Raw genomic sequence first — 20,131 nt, forward strand, 5'->3', positions numbered from 1 at the left:
CCTCAGGTGAGGACGTCGAACTCCTGGTAGAGGAGGCCGCCACCGTGGTCGACCTGCCCCGTCATCCTCAGCGCGGGCCGTGGCCCGTCTCCGGCGAAAAGCGGCGTTCCGCCGCCAAGCAGGATCGGCGCGCGTTTCAGCCGGAGCCGGTCGATCGCCCCCATCGCCAGAAGCGAGGCGGCCAGCACGCCGCCGCCGCAGAGGTAGACCGGCCCCCCGGCCTCGTCCCGCAGGCGCCCGAGGCGGCCCGGATCGAGCGATGGCCAGCGTTCGACCGAGGCGTCGCCGGGCAGCTCGAGACCCGAGGACACGACCACGGAACGCATGTGCGGATAGGGGTTCGCGCCGGGCGGCAACCCGTAGCGGTAGCCGAACTCGTAGGTGGACCGCCCCATCAGGGCGACCGTGTAATCCGCGAGCCGGGCGCGGTAGTCGGCGACGATGGCGCCGTCATGGGGAAAGGCCTCGACCGCGCCGCCTGGGGCAGCGATGAAGCCGTCGGCGGAAACCGCCACGTCATAGATGATCGGGTGCATGGAGTGCTCCCCTGCAAGATGGTCTGAAGACCCCGTTGTCGGGGCGGGTGTGTCGGATCAGACCGTCTTGATCACTGTCAGGGCACTCCTGTATCGCGGGTTCGGATCTACCGGCGCCCGGACGCCATGGCAAGTCATTCGCGGGGCCGTCCCCTCACGCCTTCAGTCCCGCCGCATCGGCCAGCGCGCGCATGGCCGGGTCATCCGAACCGCCCAGATCACCGAACACATCGGCCGCGTGCCTGTAGGCCAGTTCGTGAAACAGCTTGTGCTTGTTCCAGGCGAGGAAACCCGCACCGCTCAGGCCGGGCGGGCGGAGCATCAGGTCGGTCGGCTGCAGCGCCTTGAGCATGTCCGACTGCCCGACGAGAAGCGAGCGCATCACCGTCGAGATCAGTCCCGGCGCCCTTGGCGCGCCCTTTCCGAAGGGCATGACCGACCGCTTCAGAAGCTCCGCGCGCCCCGGCAGGCTTGCGTAATCCACGCTGTAGCGTTGCCCGCCGGTCTTCTGCACGTTGACGATGACGTTCGGCCCCGACTTCAGCCGGTGCATGGTGCGGAACGGCATGTTGTCGATGCAGCCGCCATCGACCAGCATCTGCCCCTCCGAGGTGTAGAAGGCCGGCAGGATGCCGGGGATCGCGGAGGACGCGCGCACCGCCTCCCAGAGGGGGCCGCGCCGGATCTCGATCATGTCCATCGCCGACAGGTCCGCCGCCACGGCATAGAACGGCAGCCAGAGATCCTCGATCGGGGTCTCGCCGTAGTGCTTGTGCAGCGCGGCATCGAGAACCTTGTGATCGAGGAAGCCGTATTTCGGCACGGTGACCCGCCGCATCGCGCCCGAGCGCACGAAGATGTCCTCGACCCGTGGTCCGATCTCCTCGGCCGGGACGCCGAGCGCGATCGCGCCGGCCATGGCCGAGCCCACCGAGGTGCCGCCGACGATGTCGATGGGGATGCCGCGCTCGGCCATCGCGCGCCAGACGCCCACATGGGCCACGCCGAAGGCCCCGCCGCCCGACATCACCATGCCCACCGCGTGGCCTGCCAGGAACCGCCCGAGCCGGGCCATATCGGCCCCGTCCGTCGTCAGGGCGACGTGGTGGTGCATGAAGACCGGACGCGAGGTCAGCCAGTGCGCTGTGCCGGGCGCCTTCTGCATCCGGTGCGGATGGATCAGGACGAGCCGCCGCTGCGCCTCGGGAATGAGGTCGAGCGCGAAGGCCTCGATCTCCGAAGGCGGTGCGGGCCGCAGCGCCTGGGCCACGAACACCACGTGGTCGGCCTGCCTGACGGCGGCCTTCGACCACGCGGTCGCCTCGGTCCCGGCAACGAACAGGACCCGGCCGCCGCGCCGCTCCTGCGCGTTCAGCCAGGTCATGGCCTCGGGGCTCGCGGGCTCCGCCGCAGTCCCGAGCGCCTCCCGGAAACCGGCCTCGGTGACGGTGCGAACGGCGCCATGGGCCTGCATCGCGGCGGTCAGTTCGGGCACGAAGCGTTCCGGAAGCGGCGCGCCGGCCGATGGGACGATGCATATGGTTCTTGCCGGGGGGCGCGACGGGTCGGGCACCACGCGGGCGGAGGTTCGCGCCAGCCGTCCGGCAAGCTCCGAGGCGATGGCCTGTTGCAGGCCGGGCGTCGCTTCGCAGAGCTGATCGTAGGCCTCGCGGTCGATGCGAAGAACAACGGAGTCGCGGGCCGCGACCACATCGGCGGTGCGGGTTCCCCCGGCGAGAAACGCGATCTCGCCGATCACGCCGCCCGCGGCGATCTCGGCCAGTTCCACCCCGTCGCGGCGGACCTCGAAGCGCCCCGTCTCGACGAGGTACATTTCGCCCGCCGGGCTGCCTGCCTCGATCAGTCGTGAGCCGCGCGGCACGGTCTCGCGCCCGAGGCGCTCGAGTGCCGGCCCCTCCAGCAGGGCAAACAGCCCCTCCGGCGTTCCGTCCGTTCCGGCCCCCTGGTCGCGCATGCGCAGCCTCTTTCGTCCCTGTCGTCCGCGTCCGGGGACAATAGGAGGAGAATGCGGCCACTGCCAACCCGGCTTGCGCGGCGCGCGGGCCATCGCGTCGCCGTTGTCCGCGGCGCCCCGGCTCAGTCCTTCGCGAAGGCCAGAAGAAGGTTGTTGGCGGGCATCCGCACGGTCTCGACATGGCACAGACCGGCGGCCACGGCGCGCGCGACGACGTCGATCACATCCTTGTAGCCGATGCGGGGGTCGCGCTCCCTGAGGCTGCGGTGGAACGCGGCGTCGCCTTCGCTCGTGGTTTCGCCGTCGCGCAGGAACGGCCCGTAGATCACGGCGGTCCCGCCCGGCGCAAGCGCCGCCGCGATCCCGTCGATCGCGGACCAGGCCGCGGCATCCGTCACAAGGTGCAGGAGGTTGACCAGGACGACGAGATCGGTCGGCGGCTCCTGCTCCGCCCAGCCGGGATTGCTCACATCGACAGGTCGCGGCGGCGCGATGTTCGTCAGGCCTTCCGCCTCGGTCCAGGCGGCGATCGAGGCACGCTGGCCGGGATCGGGGTCGGTCGGGTGCCAGTCGAGCCCGGGCATGAGCGCGGCGAAACGCACGATATGCTCGCCGCTGCCCGACGCGATCTCGAGCGCGCGGCCCCGCTCGGGCGCGAGCTTCAGGACCTCGCGCGCGATCGCCTCGCGGTTGCGCTGCGCCGCGGGCGCCGAGCGCCGTGCATCGACGCCGGTCTCGCTCGGCCCGGCCATGGGCTTACTGGCTGCTTTCGAGGATGATCGCGAGCGCGCCGGACTCGGCCAGCCGGTTGCTCAACCACTCGAGCATGCCGCACTCGGCGTATGCCTCCTGGAACTCCGAGGTCGCCATGCCATCGGGCGGATTCAGCCGGATGCCCCCGAGATCGCCGGGCGCCGCCGTGGCCTCTGCCACGGTCGTTTCGTAATTCGCCAGAAGCTGCTCCACGCCGTCCGTTCCGGTCTGCGCTTCGACGGCCTGCAGCAGGCAAGTGCCGCTCTGGCGCATCGTGTCGTCCCAGTCGAGCGACGGCATGTAGCCCGAAAGCGCAGGGATCTGGGCCTCCAGCGCGGCGAAGATCACGCCGTTCATGCGCTCGTCCAGAACCTCCAGCCGGTCGAGTTGCGACTGGGCCAGCGCCGGGCTGGCCGACAGGGCAAGCACGGCGGCGGCGATGAAGCGGTCGGGGCGGGGCATGATGAGGTCCTCGGTGGGGTGTTCGGCGCCAATCTCGGGCAAGTCGGCCCCGATGCCAAGCGCATCGGTGCTCGGGGCGTCAGGATGCCGGAAATCCGCCGGCGGCTCAGTCCCCCCGGCGGAGGCGGTCCGGCCTGAGCGCGGCGACGATCTCGGCGGGAAGCTCCGGGGCGCGGCCGCCCACGAGGTCGGCGACAAGGCGGCTCGCCGCGGGCGCTGTCTGAAAGCCGTAGCCACCCTGGCCGGCGACCCAGACGAAGTCCGGGCAATCCGGATCGGGACCGAGCACGAGGCAGCGATCGGGCGCGAAGGTCCGCAGGCCCGCCCAAGACCCCGTGACCCGCGTCACTTCCTCCGTGACGAAGGGCTGGTATCGCGAGATCCCCTCGGCCAGCACCATGTCGTCGGCATAAGCGTCGTGGGGCGCATCGACCGGATCCTCCTCGGCCGGAGAGACGATCCAGGCGCCGGCGTCGGGCTTGGCATACCAGCGCTCGCCCGCGCCGAGCAGCACGGGCCAGCCCGACACATCATGACCTCCCGGCGCCGGCATCCGCGCGATCGACCGGCGCAACGGCACGAGCCCGAGTGGCGCGACGCCCGCCATCCCGGCAAGCTGGTCGGCCCAGGCTCCGGCGGCGTTTACGAGAACACGTGCCTCGTGGGACCCCGATGTGCTCTCGACGCGCCACCGGCGTCCGTCCCGCGTGATCGCGGTCACCTGCGCACGGGTCAGCACGTCGCCGCCCGCGGCCCGGATCGACCTCGCGTAGACCTGCACCAAGCGGTCGGTGTCGATGTCCCAGGCATCCCCGTGCCAGGCCGCCCGCGTGATATGGGTCCGGTCGAGGATCGGAACGATGGCCTGCGCCTCTTCCGCCGTGATGGGCTCGAGGCTCATCGCCGCGATATCGGCGTCTGCCGTCGCCTCCTCGCCCGGACCCCCGAGAAGCAAAAGCCCGCGCGGCGACAGGACCCCGCCATCGATGCTTTCATGCGCAGGTTTCGACGCGTGGTTGAGCGCGATCGTCACCGGGTGGCCGTAGTTGGCTTCATAGAGCGCGGCCGAACGTCCGGAGGTATGGTAGGCGAGGGCATCCTCGGCCTCGAGCAGAAGAACCGAACCGAGCGCGGAGAGGGCCGCGCCTGCGGACGTGCCGGCGATGCCGCCGCCGATGACGAGAAAATCGTGGACCATGACGCAGGGGATGGCATGGGCGCGCGCGCCCGGCAACCCCTGCGCTCTTGCTTCATCCTGGCGAGAAACTCCGGGGGAGGCGCCCATCCGGGCGCCGGGGGCAGCGCCCCCTGCAGGCAAAAAAATGAAAGGGCCCGCGCCGGGCGGGCCCTTTCGCCTTCGGATTTTCCCTGGATCAGTTCGGGATCTCGCCCGTCAGGCCCTCGACATAGAACGCCATGCCGGCAAGCGTGCCGTCATCGGCGATCTCGCCCTCGGCAAGCCATGCGGTGCCGTCCTGCCGGTTGATCGGGCCGGTGAACGGGTGGTACTCGCCGGACTGCATCGACTCCATCAGCGCGGTGGCCGATGCGCGGACCTCTTCCGGGATCGCCTCCGACATTTCGCCGATCAGCACCATGCCCTCGGGCATGCCTTCCCAGGTGTCCGACTGTTCCCAGGTTCCTTCCATCGCCTCGCCGATGCGGCGGATGTAGTAGGGGCCCCAGTTATCGATGATCGAGGCCACGCGCGGCAGCGGGGCGAACTGGATCATGTCGGAGGCCTGGCCGAAGCTGATCGCACCTGCTTCCTGCGCCACGGTCTGGGGCGCGGTCGAGTCGGTGTGCTGCATGATCACGTCGGCGCCCGCGTCGATCAGCGCCTGGGCCGCGTCGGCCTCGGCGGCGGGATCGAACCAGGTGTAGGCCCAGATGACGCGGAACTCGACGTCGGGGTTCACTGCCCGGGCGTGGAGATAGGCCGAGTTGATGCCGCGGATCACTTCCGGGATCGGATAGGAGGCGATGTAGCCGACGATGTTCGACTCCGTCATGTGTCCGGCGATATGGCCGATCACCGCCCGGCCCTGGTAGAAGCGCGCCGAGTAGGTCGAGACGTTCGGATGCTCGCGCAGGTAGCCCGTGGCATGCTCGAAATAGACATCGGGGAAGCGGCCCGCGGCGGCGTTCGTGGCCTCACCGTAGCCGAAGGACGTGGTGAAGATCATGTCCGCGCCGTCGAGGATCATCTGGGTGATGACCCGCTCGGCGTCCGCGCCTTCGGGGACGCTCTCGGCATAGACGGTCTCGACCGCATCGCCGAAGTGCTCTTCGACCGCGAGGCGGCCCTGGTCGTGCGTCCAGGTCCAGCCGTAGTCGCCGATCGGGCCGACATAGACGAAGCCGACCTTGAACGGGTCGTCCTGCGCCATGGCGCCGCCTGCGGCGAGGCTCAGGGCCGTCAGCGCCGCGGCCAGTGTCTTGATCGGGGTTTTCATGTGGTTCAATCCTCCAGGTTGGTATTCTCAGTGTTGGTGTTCCGGGACTTGGGTTTGCCGTCGGAAACCGGGGGCGGGGCCGCGCCCTTCCGGCTGTCCATGAGCGAGGCCGTGATGAGGCCCGCAGGCACCGCGATGACGCCGATCCCGACCATCAGCACGAGGCCGGTGAAGATCCGCCCCCCCACCGTGATCGGGTAGACGTCGCCGTAGCCGACCGTCGTCAGCGTCGCGAGCGCCCACCACAGGCTCGACGGGATCGAGCCGAAGACCTCGGGCTGCGCGATGTGCTCGAAATGGTAGATCCCCACCGCCGAGAGGTAGAGCACCACCCCGGCGATGAAGAGGAAGATGCCGAGCTCCGCCCTGACCTCCTGGAAGGCGCGCGCGATCCGGTCGAGCGCCCGGTTGGCCTTGAACAGCTTCATCAGCCGGATCAGCCGCAGAAGCCGCATGGCGCGGATCGTCGTGAGGTCGGGAAACAGGAACACGACCGCCGGCACCACGGCCACGAAGTCGATGATCCCCCAGAAGCTGAAGGCATAGGATAACGGCTTCGGCGAACAGGCCAGCCGCAGGACGTACTCGACCGCGAAGACCGCGAGGATCGCCATTTCGAGACCCGCCAGCGGCGCGTAGAGGCGTTCCGGGAGCCCCGGCATCGTCTCGACCGCGATCACGATGGCCGACACCAAGATCAGCGCGTAGATCACGAGCGCCACGCTGCGCCCGATCCGCGGATGGGTTCCATCGAGAATGTCGATGATCTCGCTGCGCCGCATGGACCCCCCTAGCCGCTGGCATGGAACACCTTGCCAAGGGCTGCGGGCGCGTTCAACGCGGCACGTGCGCGGTCTGACGAGATGAGGACGAGAACGATGATCGTCACGAGGTAGGGCGAGCTGTCAAGGAGCGCGACCGGCACGTTCACCTCGGCTGCCTGGAGGCGCAGCTGCAACGCCGAGATGCCGCCGAAGAGCCAGGCGCCGAGCAGGACCCGCCAGGGTTTCCACGAGGCGAAGACAACGAGCGCCAGCGCGATCCAGCCCGCGCCCGCCGTCATCCCCTCGATCCAGTTCTGCACCCGCGCCACCGACAGGAAGGCGCCACCGAGGCCGGCGCAGGCGCCGCCGAAAAGGATCGCGAGAAAGCGGATGCGGATGACCTTGTAGCCCAGCGCATGGGCGGCGTCGTGGCTTTCGCCGACGGCGCGGATGACGAGGCCGGTTCGCGTATGCTGCAGGAGAAACCAGACCGCCACCACGAGCAGGACGGCGAGGTAGATGATGAGCGGATGGCTGAAGAGGATCGGCCCCGCGACGGGAATGGCCTGCATCGACGCCGGGAAGAGATCGGGCACCGGGGGCAGGGACGAGCCCGGGTAACCCACGCCCAGAAGCGCCGCGAGCCCGATGCCGAAAAGCGTCAGCGCGAGCCCTGTCGCCACCTGGTTGGAAAGCAGAAGCTGGGTCAGGACGCCGAACACCGCCGACAGGATCATGCCGCCGGCCATCCCCGCGAGAAAGGCGAGCGTCACGGACCCGGTCTCGACCGCGGTGATGAAGCCCGTGACGGCGCCGATGATCATCATTCCTTCGACGCCGAGGTTGAGGACGCCGGTCTTCTCGACCACCAACTCGCCGATCGCCGCCAGAAGGACGGGCGTCGAGACGATGATGAGCGCGACGATGAGGGTGACGGGATCGATCATAGTGACAGCCCCGCCAGGTTCGGGTCGCTCGGCCAGAGGCATGCCGCGACCATGCCGGAGACGAAACCGAGCGGCAGGCCCGGGACGCGCGCCCGCGGCTTCGCGTCGGTCTTGGGTTCGATGCGGGCCGCACGGACCCCGCTGGAGTGGGCCCGGCCCGCGCGGCCATGTGCGGCCATCCCGAGGAACGGGCCGACCACCACGTTGACCGTGTTCTTCAGCCAGTGGCCCGGTGACATGGCGCGCCGGCCGCTCATGCTGCGGCCTCCCGTGCCCACTTGATGCGGTAGTTCGACAGGACGTCGAGCGCGAGAAGGAAGAACAGAAGCATTCCCTGGAAGGCCTGGATCGCGGGCGCGGGGATGCCGAGCATGAGCTGCGCAAGCTCGCCCCCGATATAGGTCAGCGCCATGAGCAGGCCGGCAAAAAGGATGCCGATCGGGTTCAGCCGCCCGAGGAAGGCCACGATGATCGCGGTGAAGCCATAGCCCGAGTTGAAGTCGATGGAGATCTGGCCCGCGGGCCCCGAGACCTCGAACAGGCCCGCGGCACCCGCCAGCGCGCCCGATATGCCGAGGCACAGCAGCACGAGGCGGTTCGGTTCCACGCCGGCGAAGCGCGCCGCGCGCGGTGCCTGCCCCGCCAGCCTGATGTGGTAACCCAGCACGTGCCGGTTCATCAGCACATAGGCCGCGATGACGGCGATGAAGGCGGCGAGGACGCCCCAGTGCATGCCGGTTCCCGCGATCAGTTCGGGGTTGTCGGTGCCCGGATGGCGCGAGAGATTGCGGCTTCCCGGGAAGCCCATCGCGTCGGGGTTCCTCAGCCAGTTCGTCGCGGCGGAGGCGAGGATGGCCTCTGCGACGTAGACGAGCAGGAGCGACACGAGGATTTCGTTGGTGCGGAACCGGGTCTTCAGGATCGCGGGGATCATCGCCCAGGCCCATCCGCCGAGAAGCCCGGCGATCACCATGCCCGGGAAGATCAGCGGGTTTTCCGACGGGTAGAAGGCCAGGCCGAATCCCGCCCCGCAGATAGCGCCGATGATGTATTGCCCCTCGGCACCGATGTTCCAGATGCCCGCGCGGAACCCGAGCGACAGGCCGATCGCGATCAGGATGAGCGGTCCCGCCTTGATGAGCAGTTGCGGGCGCGAGTAGCTCGCGAACTGCTCCGAAAACAGCGGGTCCCAGAAGATGATGCGGATCGCGGCGACCGGGTCCTTGCCGAGCAGCGCGAACATGATCCCGCCCGCGATCATCGTCAGGATCACCGCGACGACAGGCGTTGCCGCGCCCCAGAAGCGGGACGGCGTGGGGCGTTTTTCCAGCCGGATCACTGCGCCGCCTCCGGCTCGGGCGCGATGTCGTGCATGTCGTGTGCGCCTCCGAGCATCAGGCCGATCTCCTCCATTGTCAGCCCGCGCGCGGGGCGCGACGCCGAAAGCCGCCCCTCGTTCAGCGCGCAGAAGCGGTCCGATATCTCCAGCAACTCGTCGAGATCCTGGCTGATGACGACCACCGCCGCCCCGTTCTGCGCGAGATCCAGAAGCGCCTGCCGGATCGACGCGGCGGCTGAGGCGTCGACACCCCAGGTCGGCTGGTTCACGACGAGGACATCGGGCGCCTGCAGGATCTCGCGCCCGATCACGTATTTCTGGAGATTGCCGCCCGACAGCGCGCGCGCGGCGACCGCGGGCCCGGGCGTGCGCACGTCGAAGCGTTCGATGATCTCTTCGGCGAAGGCGCGCGCGCGGCCCCAGCCGACGAAGCCCGAGCGGTCGAGGCCCCGGCGGACCCTGCCCGTCAGAACGGCGTTTTCGATCAGGCTCATGTCGGGCGCGGCGGCATGGCCCAGCCGCTCCTCCGGGGCGCAAAGCAGCCCCGCGCGCCGCCGTGCCTCGGGCCCGGTCGCGCCGATGGGCGTTCCCTTGAGTTCGATCATGCCCGGCGCGACCGGCCGCTCACCGGAAAGCGCGGCCAGAAGCTCGTCCTGCCCGTTGCCCGCGACGCCGCCGATCCCAAGAACCTCGCCCGCGCGCACCTCCATCCCGATATGGCGCAGCGGCGTGCCGAAGGGCGTCGCCGGCTCCAGCGAAAGGCCTGCGACATGCAGAAGGACCTCGCCGGGTTCGGACGCATCCCGCGCCGGCGTGGCGAGCGACTTGCCCACCATCATCTCGGCCATGTCGGCGGCCGACACCTCGCGCGGCGTGCAGCTTCCGACGACCTTGCCCAGCCTCAGGATCGTGGCCGCGTCGCACAGCGTCCGGATCTCCTCGAGCTTGTGGCTGATATAGAGGATCGCCGTTCCTTCGGAGGAAAGCTTCCGCAGCGTGTGGAACAGGATCTCCACCTCCTGCGGCGTCAGCACGCTGGTCGGCTCGTCCATGATCAGGAGCTTGGGGTCCTGCAGCAGGCAGCGGATGATCTCGACCCGCTGGCGCTCGCCGGCCGAAAGGTCGCCCACCATCCGTGCGGGGTCGAGCGGGAGGCCGTAGGCGCGGCTCACGTCCTGGATGCGGCGGGCGAGGTCGCGGGGCCTGGGCGGATCCTCCATGCCGAGCGCGATGTTCTCGGCGACGCTGAGGGCCTCGAACAGGCTGAAATGCTGGAACACCATCGCCACGCCCGAGGCGCGCGCCGCGCGCGGTTCGGCCGGCGTGTAGGCCGAGCCCCCGAGCGTCATGGATCCCGAGTCCGGCCGCACGAGACCGTAGATCATCTTGACCAGTGTCGACTTGCCCGCGCCGTTCTCGCCCAGAAGGGCGTGCACTTCTCCGGGCGCGATCGAGAACGACACGTCGTCGTTGGCCACGACCCCCGGATAGGCCTTGGTCAGCCCCCTGATCTCGAGGAGTGCCGTCACGCGTTCCCGTCCCCCGTCATCCCTGTCGGACCGGCCTTCCTGCCGATTCTTTGTGCAACTGCTCTTTCAGTAGCCGCGCGGCCACGCCGACGGCAATGGCCTGAGGGTGTTTGCCAAGTCCCGGATCCCCGATCGGACAGTCGATGCGCGAAATTTCAGCATCCGCGTGGCCAAGCGCGGCGAGCCTGGACCGGAACCGCGCCCACTTGGTTTCCGACCCGATCAGCCCGCAGGTGGCGAACCCCCGGCGCAGCGCCGCGTCGCAAAGCGCGAGGTCGATGTCGTGGGAATAGGTGAGGATCAGGTGATGGGCGTTGCCGGGCGCATGCGGCATCAGCCGCGGCGGATCTGCCGCGATCAGCTTCGCGACCCCCTGTGCAATCGCCGCCGGGAAGCGCTCGGCCGCCGTATCGACCCACGTGACCGAGAGGTCCGGCAGCGGTGCAAGGACCGATACCAGCGCGCGGCCCACATGCCCCGCACCCCAGATCCAGGCCGGCGCGCCTTCGCCCCGTTCCAGCGCCTCCGCAACCTCGAAACGCAGGGTGACCGCCCCGCCGCAGCACTGCCCGAGCCCGGGACCGAGCGCCATCTGCCGCGTGTCCGTGCCCCGCCCATCGGCCAGCATCCGCCGCGCCTCGGCCATCGCCTCCCATTCCAGCGCGCCGCCGCCGATCGTGCCCTCGATGCCGTCTACGGTGACAAGCATCTGCGTCCCGGCCTCGCGCGGGGCCGAGCCTCGCGTGGAGACGACCGTGACGCGAACGCCCCTCATCCCCGGGCGCGGCCGACCGCCGCCAGCACCGCCTCGGGGGTCGCGGGCGCCTGCAGATCGGGAAAGTTCGGACCAGCTGCGGCGCAGGCATTGCCGAGCGCGGAAAACACGCTGATCCCCAGCATGAAGGGCGGCTCGCCCACGGCCTTGGAGCGATAGATCGTCTCCTCGCGGTTCTCGCCGTCCCAGAGCTCCACGTTGAAAACCTCCGGCCGGTCGGAACAGGCCGGGATCTTGTAGGTCGAGGGCGCGTGCGTGCGCAGCCGTCCGGCGCCATCCCAGACCAGTTCCTCCATCGTCAGCCAGCCGGCCCCCTGCACGAAGCCGCCCTCGATCTGCCCGATATCGAGCGCGGGGTTCAGCGACCGCCCGCAATCGTGGATGATGTCGGTCCTGAGGATCCGGTTCTCGCCCGTCAGCGTGTCGATCACCACCTCGGAACAGGAGACGCCATAGGCGAAGTAGAAGAACGGCCGCCCGCGCCCGGCGATGCGGTCCCACTCGATCTTGGGCGTGCGGTAGAACCCCGTCGCGCTGAGGCTGACGCGGGCCATGTAGGTGCGGCTCACGGCCTCCTCGAAGGTCATCTCCGCGGACCCCGCCCTGACCATCCCGCCCTCGAAGACCACCGCGGCGGGCTCGGCCTGCAATTCGGGGGCCACGACCTCGGCTATCCGGTCCCGGATCTCGTCGCAGGCGGCCTTCACCGCCATGCCGTTCAGGTCCGAGCCGGAGGACGCCGCCGTGGCGCTCGTGTTCGGAACCTTCGCGGTATCCGTCGCGGTGATCTTCACGCGCTCGGGGCCCACGCCGAACCTGTCGGCGGCCACCTGCGCCACCTTCTGGAACAGGCCCTGTCCCATCTCGGTCCCGCCGTGGTTCATGTGGATCGACCCGTCCTGGTAGACATGGACCAGCGCGCCCGCCTGGTTCAGATGCGTCAGCGTGAAGGAGATGCCGAACTTCACCGGCGTCACGGCGATCCCACGCTTGAGGACCTCGTTCGCCTCGTTCCAGGCCGCCACGGCCGTGCGCCGCGCCTCGATCTCCGCGACCTCTTCCAGCCGTGCGGTCATGGCGCGCAGGATGAAATCCTCCACCTCCATCCCGTAGGGCGTGGTGTTCCCGGCCTCCATCGGCACCGGCGAATGCGCCCCCCCGAACCGTTTCGAATGCCCCGAACCGGTCTCGACCTTCACCGATCCGCGTCCCGCGAGGTCGGCCGTGTCCAGCACTTCCCCCTTCATCTTTCCCGAAGTACGCATTGCGGCGTTTGCCCCATGCGCCTCGGCTTCCGCGTAGAAATTCCGCCGTCGCACCTCCAGGGGGTCGAGGCCAAGCGTATGGGCCACGTGGTCCATCACCCGCTCGATCCCCACCATCCCCTGCGGGCCGCCGAAGCCGCGGAAGGCCGTCGCGCTCTGGGTGTTGGTCTTCAGCCGGTGCGAGGTGATCCGCGCATTGGGCAGGAGATAGGCGTTGTCGGCGTGCAGCATCGCCCGGTCGGCCACCGGCAGGCTCAGGTCCATCGACCAGCCGCAGCGGATCATCTGCACGAAGTCGACGCCGAGCAGCCGCCCGTCGCGGTCGACGCCGGCGCGATAGTCGATCCGCGCGTCGTGGCGCTTGCCGGTGACCGTGAAATCGTCGTCCCGGTCGTAGCGCATCTTGGCGGGCCGGCCGGTGCGCGCGGCCACCACCGCGCAGGCGATGGCGAGGTGGTTGCCCTGGCTTTCCTTGCCGCCGAAACCGCCGCCCATGCGCCGGACCTCGACGCGGACCGCGTGCATGGGACGGCCGATCGCGTCGGCCACCTTGTGCTGGATCTCGGTGGGGTGCTGCGAAGAGGAATGCACGATCATGTCGCCCGCCTCCTGCGGCAGGACGAGGGCCGCCTGTCCTTCGAGGTAGAAGTGCTCCTGCCCGCCGATCTCGAGGCTTCCCTCGATCACGTGCGGGGCGCGGGCGAGCGCGGCATCGACGTCGCCCTTGGCATAGACGCGCGGGCCCTCCTCGAAGATCGAACCCGCCGCGATCGCCTCGTCGATGGTCAGGATCGGCCGCTCCTCGGCGATCTCGACCACCGCAAGCGCCGCGGCCCTGCGGGCCAGCAGGTGGCTTTCGGCGGCGACGAGGAACAGGGGCTGGCCCGCGTAGTGGATCGTCCCGTCGCTCAGGAGCGGTTCGTCATGGGCCGAGGGGGAACAATCCGGGATCTGCGCAAAGTCCTCGCCCGCGAGCACGAGAACGACGCCCGGCGCGCTGCGCACCGCCGTGAGGTCGAGGCGGACAAGGCGGCCCTTCGCCACCTTCGACAGGCCGAAGGCGAGGTGCAGGCAGTCGCGCGGGACGGGGACGTCGTCGACGTAGCGCGCGGCTCCGGTGACGTGGAGGGGGGCCGCGTCGTGGGGCAGGGCCTTGTGGACGCTCATGGCCGCACCTCCAGCACCGAGACGGTTTCGCCGGCCATGTCGCGGAAGTAGCGCAGGAGCATGTTGCCGGCCGCCTCCAGCCGGTAGCCCGCCGAGGCGCGCATGTCGGTCAGCGGCGTGAAATCCTCCGCGAAGGCGGCCTTGGCGGCCTGCACGGTGCGCGTGGTCCATGGCTGTCCGATCAGCGCGGCCTCGGCATGGGCCGCCCGTTTCGGAATGCCCGCCATGCCGCCGAAAGCGATCCGCGCCGCGGACACCGTGCCGTCCTCCACCGTGACATTGAACGCGCCGCAGACGGCAGAAATATCCTGGTCGAAACGCTTCGACAGCTTGTAGACGCGGAGCCGGTCGGGCTGAACCGGGATGGACACGGCCTCGACGAACTCGCCCGGGGCGCGGTCCTGCCGGCCGTAGTCGAGGAAGAAGTCCTCCAGGGCAATGCTCCGGCGCGCATCGCCGCGCCTGAGATGCAGCGTCGCGCCGAGCGCGATCAGCGGCGGCGGGCCGTCGCCGATGGGCGAGCCGTTGGCGATGTTCCCGCCAATGGTCGCGGCGTTGCGGACCTGGACCGACCCGTAACGGCGGATCATCTCGGCGAAGCTCGGATGCCGGTCGGCGATGAAATCGCCGAAATCGGTGAGTTGGGTCATCGCGCCAACGCGGATTGCCCCCCCATCAGAAACAATACCCTTAAGGTCTGAGCAATTGTTAAGGAACGCGACGGGTTCGAGGTCGCGCAGCGCCTTGGTCACCCAAAGCCCGACATCGGTCGCCCCGGCGATCAGGACGGCGTCCGGATGCGCCTCGTACCAGGCGGCGAGGTCGTCGGAGGAGGTCGGCATGGCGACATTGCCTGTCGCCGGCATGTCCTGACGCAACAAGTCCAGCGCCTCGGCGTCCCCGGTCATCCAGTCGGGCACCGGCGCCTCGGCGGCGGCTTTGGCCGCGCGGATGATGGGGGCGTAGCCGGTGCAACGGCACAGATTGCCGGCAAGCTGATCGTCGTGGTCGCGGCGGCCGTTGAGATGGGCCGTGGCCATGGAGACGATGAACCCCGGCGTGCAGAAGCCGCATTGGGAGCCGTGATGCGCCACCATCGCCTCCTGAACCGGGTGGAGCGTGCCGTCGGGTCCCGCGATCCCCTCGACGGTGCGCACCGCGCGACCCTGAAGCTGGGGCATAAACAGGATGCAGGCGTTGAGCGCGCGCGAGCCGTCCACGTCCGTCACCATCACCGTGCAGGCGCCGCAGTCACCCTCGTTGCAGCCTTCCTTGGTGCCGGTCAGACCCTTCCGCTCGCGCAGCCAGTCCAGCAGCGTCGTGGTCGGCGACGCATCGGCCTCCTGCGGTTCCCCGTTGAGAAGAAACCGGATCGTCATGGGAAAACACCCGCCGCGGTACCTGATCCGGGGAGGTCGTCCCGCGCTCGATGCGGCGTAGAGCGCGGCCCCGTTTGTCCTGTTCGACCGGACGGTAGAAAAGCGGCAGGTTGCGTCCTTTGCAAGCCTTTGGACAGGGTGACGCGCCTGTCGCGCGGGCAAATGCCTCTAATCCGGGCATTCGCGGCGGATCGTGCGCTCGCAAGTGGGGGATGCCGGCGCGTCGTCGAACAGGGCCGACAGCAGCTCCGGGAGGAACCTGTCCCGCGCGGCATCGAAGATCCGGAAGTCCGCGGCGAAGCCCCAGACGCACCAGCCCATGTCCAGCCGCTCCGCTTCGCGCCGGACATGTCGGGTCCAGGCCGCGCGCGTGGCGAGCTCCGCCTCGCGGTAGACGCCGAATTCGCCCAGGAGTATCGGTGCGTCCGTGGCCCGCGCCGCGTCCTCCAGGTCGCGCGTCACCGCGGCGCCGCCCGTCTCCAACTGCCAGGCGCGGGCCGGTCGAGGGCCCTGCCACGCCCATGGGGCGAGTTGGTGGGTCATCTCGTAGGGTGTGTAGTAGTGGAAGGAATGCACGATCCGCGCGTCCGTCCGGGGCAGGTGGCCGAGACCGGTGGACGCCGCCCAGTCGCCGCCCTCGAGCACCAGCCAGCGGTCGGGGTGCCCGGCCCGGATCGTCGGAACCACGTCCTCGAACAACGCGACCGCACCCGCGGTCGTCAGTGCGCCGTTGGGTTCGTTCAGAAGCTCGAACATCAGGCCATCGGGCGCGCCGCGCCAGTGGTCGGAGAGTTCCGCCCAGATTGCGCGGAAGGTCGCCGCATGTTCAGCGGGGTCCTGCATGATCTCCTCGAAATGGTGCAGGACGACGATCACCTGCAGCCCGCGCCGGAGCGCCGCCTGCACCATCCGGTCGGCTCGGTCGAGCCGCGCGGGATCGATCGCGCCGTTCCAGCCGTCAGAGAACCGCACGGGAAGGCGGACCGTGTCGAAGCCGGCCGCGACGATGGCATCGAGATGGTCTGTCGTGATCTCGGGGCCCCAGACCTCGCCGCGCGGAACCTCGAGGAAATTCGACAGGTTCACGCAGCGTCCGACGGGGCCGGCGACCGCAATGGACGGCAGGACGAGCAACGCAATCCACAAGATCATGTAGGCGGAGGCTTCCCATGGGCGGCGCCCTCTCCTAACCTCCGGCATCATGTCGTCACCCCGATTCATCCATCTGCGCGTTCATACCGAGTATTCCCTGCTCGAGGGCGCGATGCGCGTGAAAAAGCTGCCCGGTCTCGTCGCAAAGGCCGGCATGCCCGCTGTCGCGGTGACGGATACGAACAACATGTTCTGTGCGCTGGAATTCTCCGAGACGGCGGCCAAGGCGGGGGTGCAGCCAATCGTCGGCTGCCAGATCGACGTGGATCACGCCCCGGTGCGCCCGGGCGAGAACCCCAACCCTTATGCCGCGCTGGTGCTGCTGGTGCAGGACGAAACGGGGTATCGCAATCTCCTGAAACTGAACTCCTGCCTCTACCTGCGCGGCGACGGGACCCTGCCCCATGTCACGATGGAAGAGCTTGCCGCCCATGGCGCGGGGCTCATCTGCCTGACCGGCGGGCCGGACGGACCCGTCGGCCGTTGCCTGAGGACCGGGGGAGAGACGCGGGCGCGGGCCCTTTTGCAGGAGCTTTCGGCCATCTACCCCGACCGCCTCTATGTCGAGTTGCAGCGTCACCCCGGCGACGGCGGCCTTCCCGAAGCCGAGCGTCTGACCGAACGCGGGCACGTGGAACTTGCCTACGAGTTGGGCCTGCCGCTGGTGGCGACGAACGACGTGCATTTCCCCGGGCCGGACATGTACGACGCCCATGACGCGATGCTCTGCATCGCCGACGGCGCCTATGTCGATCAGTCCGAGCCGCGCCGCCGGCTCACGCCACAGCACCACTTCAAGTCGCCCGAGGAGATGGCCGCGCTCTTCGCCGACCTGCCCGAGGCGATTGAGAACACCGTCGAGATCGCGCGGCGCTGCGCCTTCCGCGCGCGGACGCACGACCCCATCCTGCCGCGTTTCGCCGAGAACGAGGTGGAGGAGTTGCGCCGGCAGGCCCGCGAGGGTCTGGAGGAACGGCTGGCGGTGATCCCCCATGCCGCGACGGTGGCGGAATATCATGAGCGCCTCGATTTCGAGCTTGGCATCATCGAGCGCATGGGTTTCCCCGGCTACTTCCTGATCGTGGCCGACTTCATCAAGTGGGCCAAGGACCATGACATCCCCGTCGGGCCGGGGCGGGGGTCGGGCGCGGGTTCGCTCGTCGCCTATGCGCTCACGATCACCGACCTCGACCCGCTGCGCTATTCGCTCCTGTTCGAGCGGTTCCTGAACCCCGAGCGGGTTTCCATGCCCGACTTCGACATCGACTTCTGCATGGATCGCCGCGAGGAGGTGATCCGTTACGTGCAGGAGAAATACGGCCGCGACCGGGTGGGCCAGATCATCACCTTCGGCGCGCTTCTGTCCAAGGCCGCCGTGCGCGACGTGGGCCGCGTGCTGCAGATGTCGTTCGGCCAGGTCGACAAGCTGTCGAAGATGATCCCGGTGGAGGGGGTGAAACCCGTCTCCATCGAGAAGGCCATCGCGCAGGAAGAGCGCATCCGCAACGAGATGGCCGAGACCGAGCAGGACCGCCGCGAGGGGCGTGAGAACCCGGTCCGGCGCCTCTTCGACTACGCGGGCAAGATCGAGGGGCTTCTCAGGAACGCCTCGACCCATGCCGCGGGCGTCGTGATCGGGGACCGCCCGCTTGACGAGCTTGTGCCGCTCTACCGCGATCCGCGCTCGGACATGCCGGCGACCCAGTTCAACATGAAATGGGTGGAACCCGCGGGGCTGGTGAAGTTCGACTTCCTCGGCCTCAAGACGCTGACCGTGATCCAGAACGCGATCGAGCTGATCCACGGGCAGGGGCGGCAGCTGCACGAGGCCGCGGACGGCCGCCGCCTCTACGATCCTCCCGAGGGGGCCGAGAACCAGATCAACGCGATCCCGCTCGACGATCCCGCGACCTACGAGCTCTACGCTTCGGCCAAGACGGTCGCGGTGTTCCAGGTGGAAAGCTCGGGCATGATGTCCGCGCTTCTGCAGATGAAGCCCACCTGCATCGAGGATATCGTGGCCCTCGTGGCGCTCTACCGGCCCGGGCCGATGGAGAACATCCCGAAGTACTGCCAGGTCAAGAACGGCCTCAGCGAACGCGACTACCTGCACCCTTCGGTCGATCACATCCTCGACGAGACGCAGGGCATCATCGTCTACCAGGAACAGGTGATGCAGATCGCGCAGGAGATGGCGGGCTATTCGCTCGGCGGCGCCGACCTGCTGCGCCGCGCCATGGGCAAGAAGATCCAGGAGGCGATGGACGCCGAACGGCCGAAGTTCCTGAAGGGCGCGGCCGAGAACGGGGTGGACGAGGGCAAGGCGCTGGAGGTCTGGAACCTCCTCGACAAGTTCGCCAACTACGGTTTCAACAAGTCCCACGCCGCCGCCTACGCGGTGGTCAGCTACCAGACCGCCTGGCTCAAGGCGAACCACCCCGTCGAATTCATGGCCGCCGTCATGAACTGCGACATCCACCTCACCGAGAAGCTCTCGTCCTACAAGCACGAGGCCGACCGGATGGGGATCGAGGTCGTCGCGCCCTGCGTGAACCGCTCCGGCGCGGCCTTCACGGTCGACAAGGGGCGGCTGGTCTATGCGCTCGGCGCGCTGAAGAACGTGGGTGTCGAGGCGATGAAGCTCATCACCGAGGCGCGGGGCGACAAGCCCTTCACGACCCTCTTCGATCTCGCCCGCCGCGCGGACCTCAAGCGCATCGGCAAGCGCCCGCTGGAGATGCTGGCCCGCGCCGGCGCCTTCGACATGCTCGACGCGAACCGGGCGCGGGTCTTCGACAGTCTCGACGCCCTCACGCTCTATTCCGCCGCGATCCACGAGCAGAAGGCGTCGAATCAGGTCTCGCTCTTCGGCGAGGCTGGCGAAGACCTGCCCGAGCCGCGCCTGCCCGATCCGCCCGACTGGATGCCCGCCAAGCGCCTGACAGAGGAGCATCAGGCCGTCGGCTTCTACTTCTCGGGCCACCCGCTCGACGACTACATGCCGGCGCTGAAGCGCAAGGGCTGCCTCACCTGCGTCGAGGTGGAGGAGCGCGCGAAGGGCGGCGACTTCGTGACATGGATGGCCGGCGCCGTTTCGGTCCGGCAGGAACGGAAAAGCCAGAAAGGCACGCGCTTCGCCTTCGTCGGGCTGTCCGACCCGACCGGCACCTTCGAGGTGATGCTGTTCTCCGAAGCACTGGAGGCGCACCGCCACATCCTCGAGCCCGGCACGAATGTCCGCATCCAGGTCCGCGCCGAGGTGCAGGAGGGGCAGGTCCGACTGCGCGGCGAGGCGGTGCAACTCGTGGACGACGCCGTGGCCGCCGAGGCGCGCGGCCTGCGCGTCTTCGTCGGCGACTGTGGCGCGCCGGCCTCCGTCGCGCAGCTCCTGACCCGGATCGCGGGGGAGGGCGGTCGCATGCCGCTCGGCCCCGTCTACATCTGCGCCATGGCTCCCGATTTCCCCGAAGGCGCGGCCGAGGTCGAGGCCCTCGTGGGGGAGCGGCTGCCAGTCTCGCCGCAGATCAAGGGTGCGCTGAAAAGCCTGCCCGGGGTCGTGACGGTAGAGGAAGTCTAGGCCCTCGCATCTCCCGAAGTCGACCGGATGGAGCTTGCTTCCCGTAGAACGCCTT

At 69.0% G+C, this 20,131-nt stretch carries 16 protein-coding genes; 1 reads left to right on the forward strand and 15 read right to left on the reverse strand.

The features are described 5' to 3' along the window. Window positions 1-2: 2 nt before the first annotated feature. From N8I71_RS16435 to N8I71_RS16505, 15 genes are all read right to left on the reverse strand, one after another. Window positions 3-536, reverse strand: a complete 534-nt coding sequence (locus N8I71_RS16435; protein ID WP_262879098.1) for a dihydrofolate reductase family protein — start codon at window positions 534-536, stop codon at window positions 3-5. Window positions 537-690: 154 nt separating this feature from the next. Further along, window positions 691-2,511 (reverse strand): patatin-like phospholipase family protein, encoded by a 1,821-nt coding sequence (locus N8I71_RS16440; protein WP_262879099.1) that lies wholly within the window; start codon window positions 2,509-2,511, stop codon window positions 691-693. A 122-nt stretch (window positions 2,512-2,633) separates the two neighbouring features. Further along, on the reverse strand, window positions 2,634-3,263 hold the full coding sequence (locus tag N8I71_RS16445) for a class I SAM-dependent methyltransferase (protein ID WP_262879100.1): 630 nt from the start codon (window positions 3,261-3,263) through the stop codon (window positions 2,634-2,636). A gap of 4 nt (window positions 3,264-3,267) precedes the next feature. Continuing rightward, window positions 3,268-3,768, reverse strand: coding sequence for a hypothetical protein (locus N8I71_RS16450; protein WP_262879101.1), 501 nt, complete (start codon window positions 3,766-3,768; stop codon window positions 3,268-3,270). 64 nt (window positions 3,769-3,832) lie between these two features. Beyond that, window positions 3,833-4,924 carry an NAD(P)/FAD-dependent oxidoreductase gene (locus N8I71_RS16455; RefSeq protein WP_262879102.1) on the reverse strand — a complete coding sequence of 364 codons (1,092 nt, stop codon included), beginning with the start codon at window positions 4,922-4,924 and terminating at the stop codon, window positions 3,833-3,835. 175 nt (window positions 4,925-5,099) lie between these two features. Beyond that, entirely contained in the window at window positions 5,100-6,182 is a 1,083-nt protein-coding gene (locus N8I71_RS16460; protein WP_262879103.1) for a BMP family ABC transporter substrate-binding protein, read from the reverse strand. 5 nt (window positions 6,183-6,187) lie between these two features. Then, window positions 6,188-6,964, reverse strand: coding sequence for an ion transporter (locus N8I71_RS16465; RefSeq protein ID WP_262879104.1), 777 nt, complete (start codon window positions 6,962-6,964; stop codon window positions 6,188-6,190). A gap of 8 nt (window positions 6,965-6,972) precedes the next feature. Next, the gene (locus tag N8I71_RS16470) at window positions 6,973-7,893 is read right to left on the reverse strand and encodes an ABC transporter permease (protein WP_262879105.1); all 921 of its coding nucleotides are present in this window, start codon (window positions 7,891-7,893) and stop codon (window positions 6,973-6,975) included. Next, window positions 7,890-8,150, reverse strand: a complete 261-nt coding sequence (locus tag N8I71_RS16475) for a hypothetical protein (RefSeq protein WP_262879106.1) — start codon at window positions 8,148-8,150, stop codon at window positions 7,890-7,892. Before N8I71_RS16475 ends, N8I71_RS16470 begins: the two co-directional genes overlap by 4 nt. Beyond that, window positions 8,147-9,232, reverse strand: coding sequence for an ABC transporter permease (locus tag N8I71_RS16480; protein ID WP_262879107.1), 1,086 nt, complete (start codon window positions 9,230-9,232; stop codon window positions 8,147-8,149). Before N8I71_RS16480 ends, N8I71_RS16475 begins: the two co-directional genes overlap by 4 nt. After that, window positions 9,229-10,761 (reverse strand): ABC transporter ATP-binding protein, encoded by a 1,533-nt coding sequence (locus N8I71_RS16485; protein ID WP_262879108.1) that lies wholly within the window; start codon window positions 10,759-10,761, stop codon window positions 9,229-9,231. Before N8I71_RS16485 ends, N8I71_RS16480 begins: the two co-directional genes overlap by 4 nt. A 16-nt stretch (window positions 10,762-10,777) precedes the next feature. Continuing rightward, window positions 10,778-11,536, reverse strand: a complete 759-nt coding sequence (gene xdhC / locus N8I71_RS16490) for a xanthine dehydrogenase accessory protein XdhC (RefSeq protein ID WP_262879109.1) — start codon at window positions 11,534-11,536, stop codon at window positions 10,778-10,780. Continuing rightward, complete coding sequence (xdhB, locus tag N8I71_RS16495; RefSeq protein WP_262879110.1) at window positions 11,533-13,968, reverse strand: xanthine dehydrogenase molybdopterin binding subunit; 2,436 nt, start codon at window positions 13,966-13,968, stop codon at window positions 11,533-11,535. Before xdhB ends, xdhC begins: the two co-directional genes overlap by 4 nt. Further along, window positions 13,965-15,347 (reverse strand): xanthine dehydrogenase small subunit, encoded by a 1,383-nt coding sequence (gene xdhA, locus N8I71_RS16500; RefSeq protein WP_262879111.1) that lies wholly within the window; start codon window positions 15,345-15,347, stop codon window positions 13,965-13,967. The genes xdhB and xdhA overlap by 4 nt, the downstream gene beginning before the upstream one ends. A gap of 168 nt (window positions 15,348-15,515) precedes the next feature. Then, entirely contained in the window at window positions 15,516-16,499 is a 984-nt protein-coding gene (locus N8I71_RS16505; RefSeq protein WP_262879112.1) for a glycoside hydrolase family 5 protein, read from the reverse strand. Window positions 16,500-16,548: 49 nt separating this feature from the next. Between N8I71_RS16505 and dnaE the strand changes: the two genes are divergently transcribed. Continuing rightward, window positions 16,549-20,076, forward strand: a complete 3,528-nt coding sequence (dnaE, locus tag N8I71_RS16510; RefSeq protein ID WP_406676165.1) for a DNA polymerase III subunit alpha — start codon at window positions 16,549-16,551, stop codon at window positions 20,074-20,076. Window positions 20,077-20,131 lie beyond the last annotated feature (55 nt).

It is taken from the genome of Roseicyclus sediminis, from assembly GCF_025515305.1.
Lineage (GTDB): Bacteria > Pseudomonadota > Alphaproteobacteria > Rhodobacterales > Rhodobacteraceae > Roseibacterium > Roseibacterium sediminis.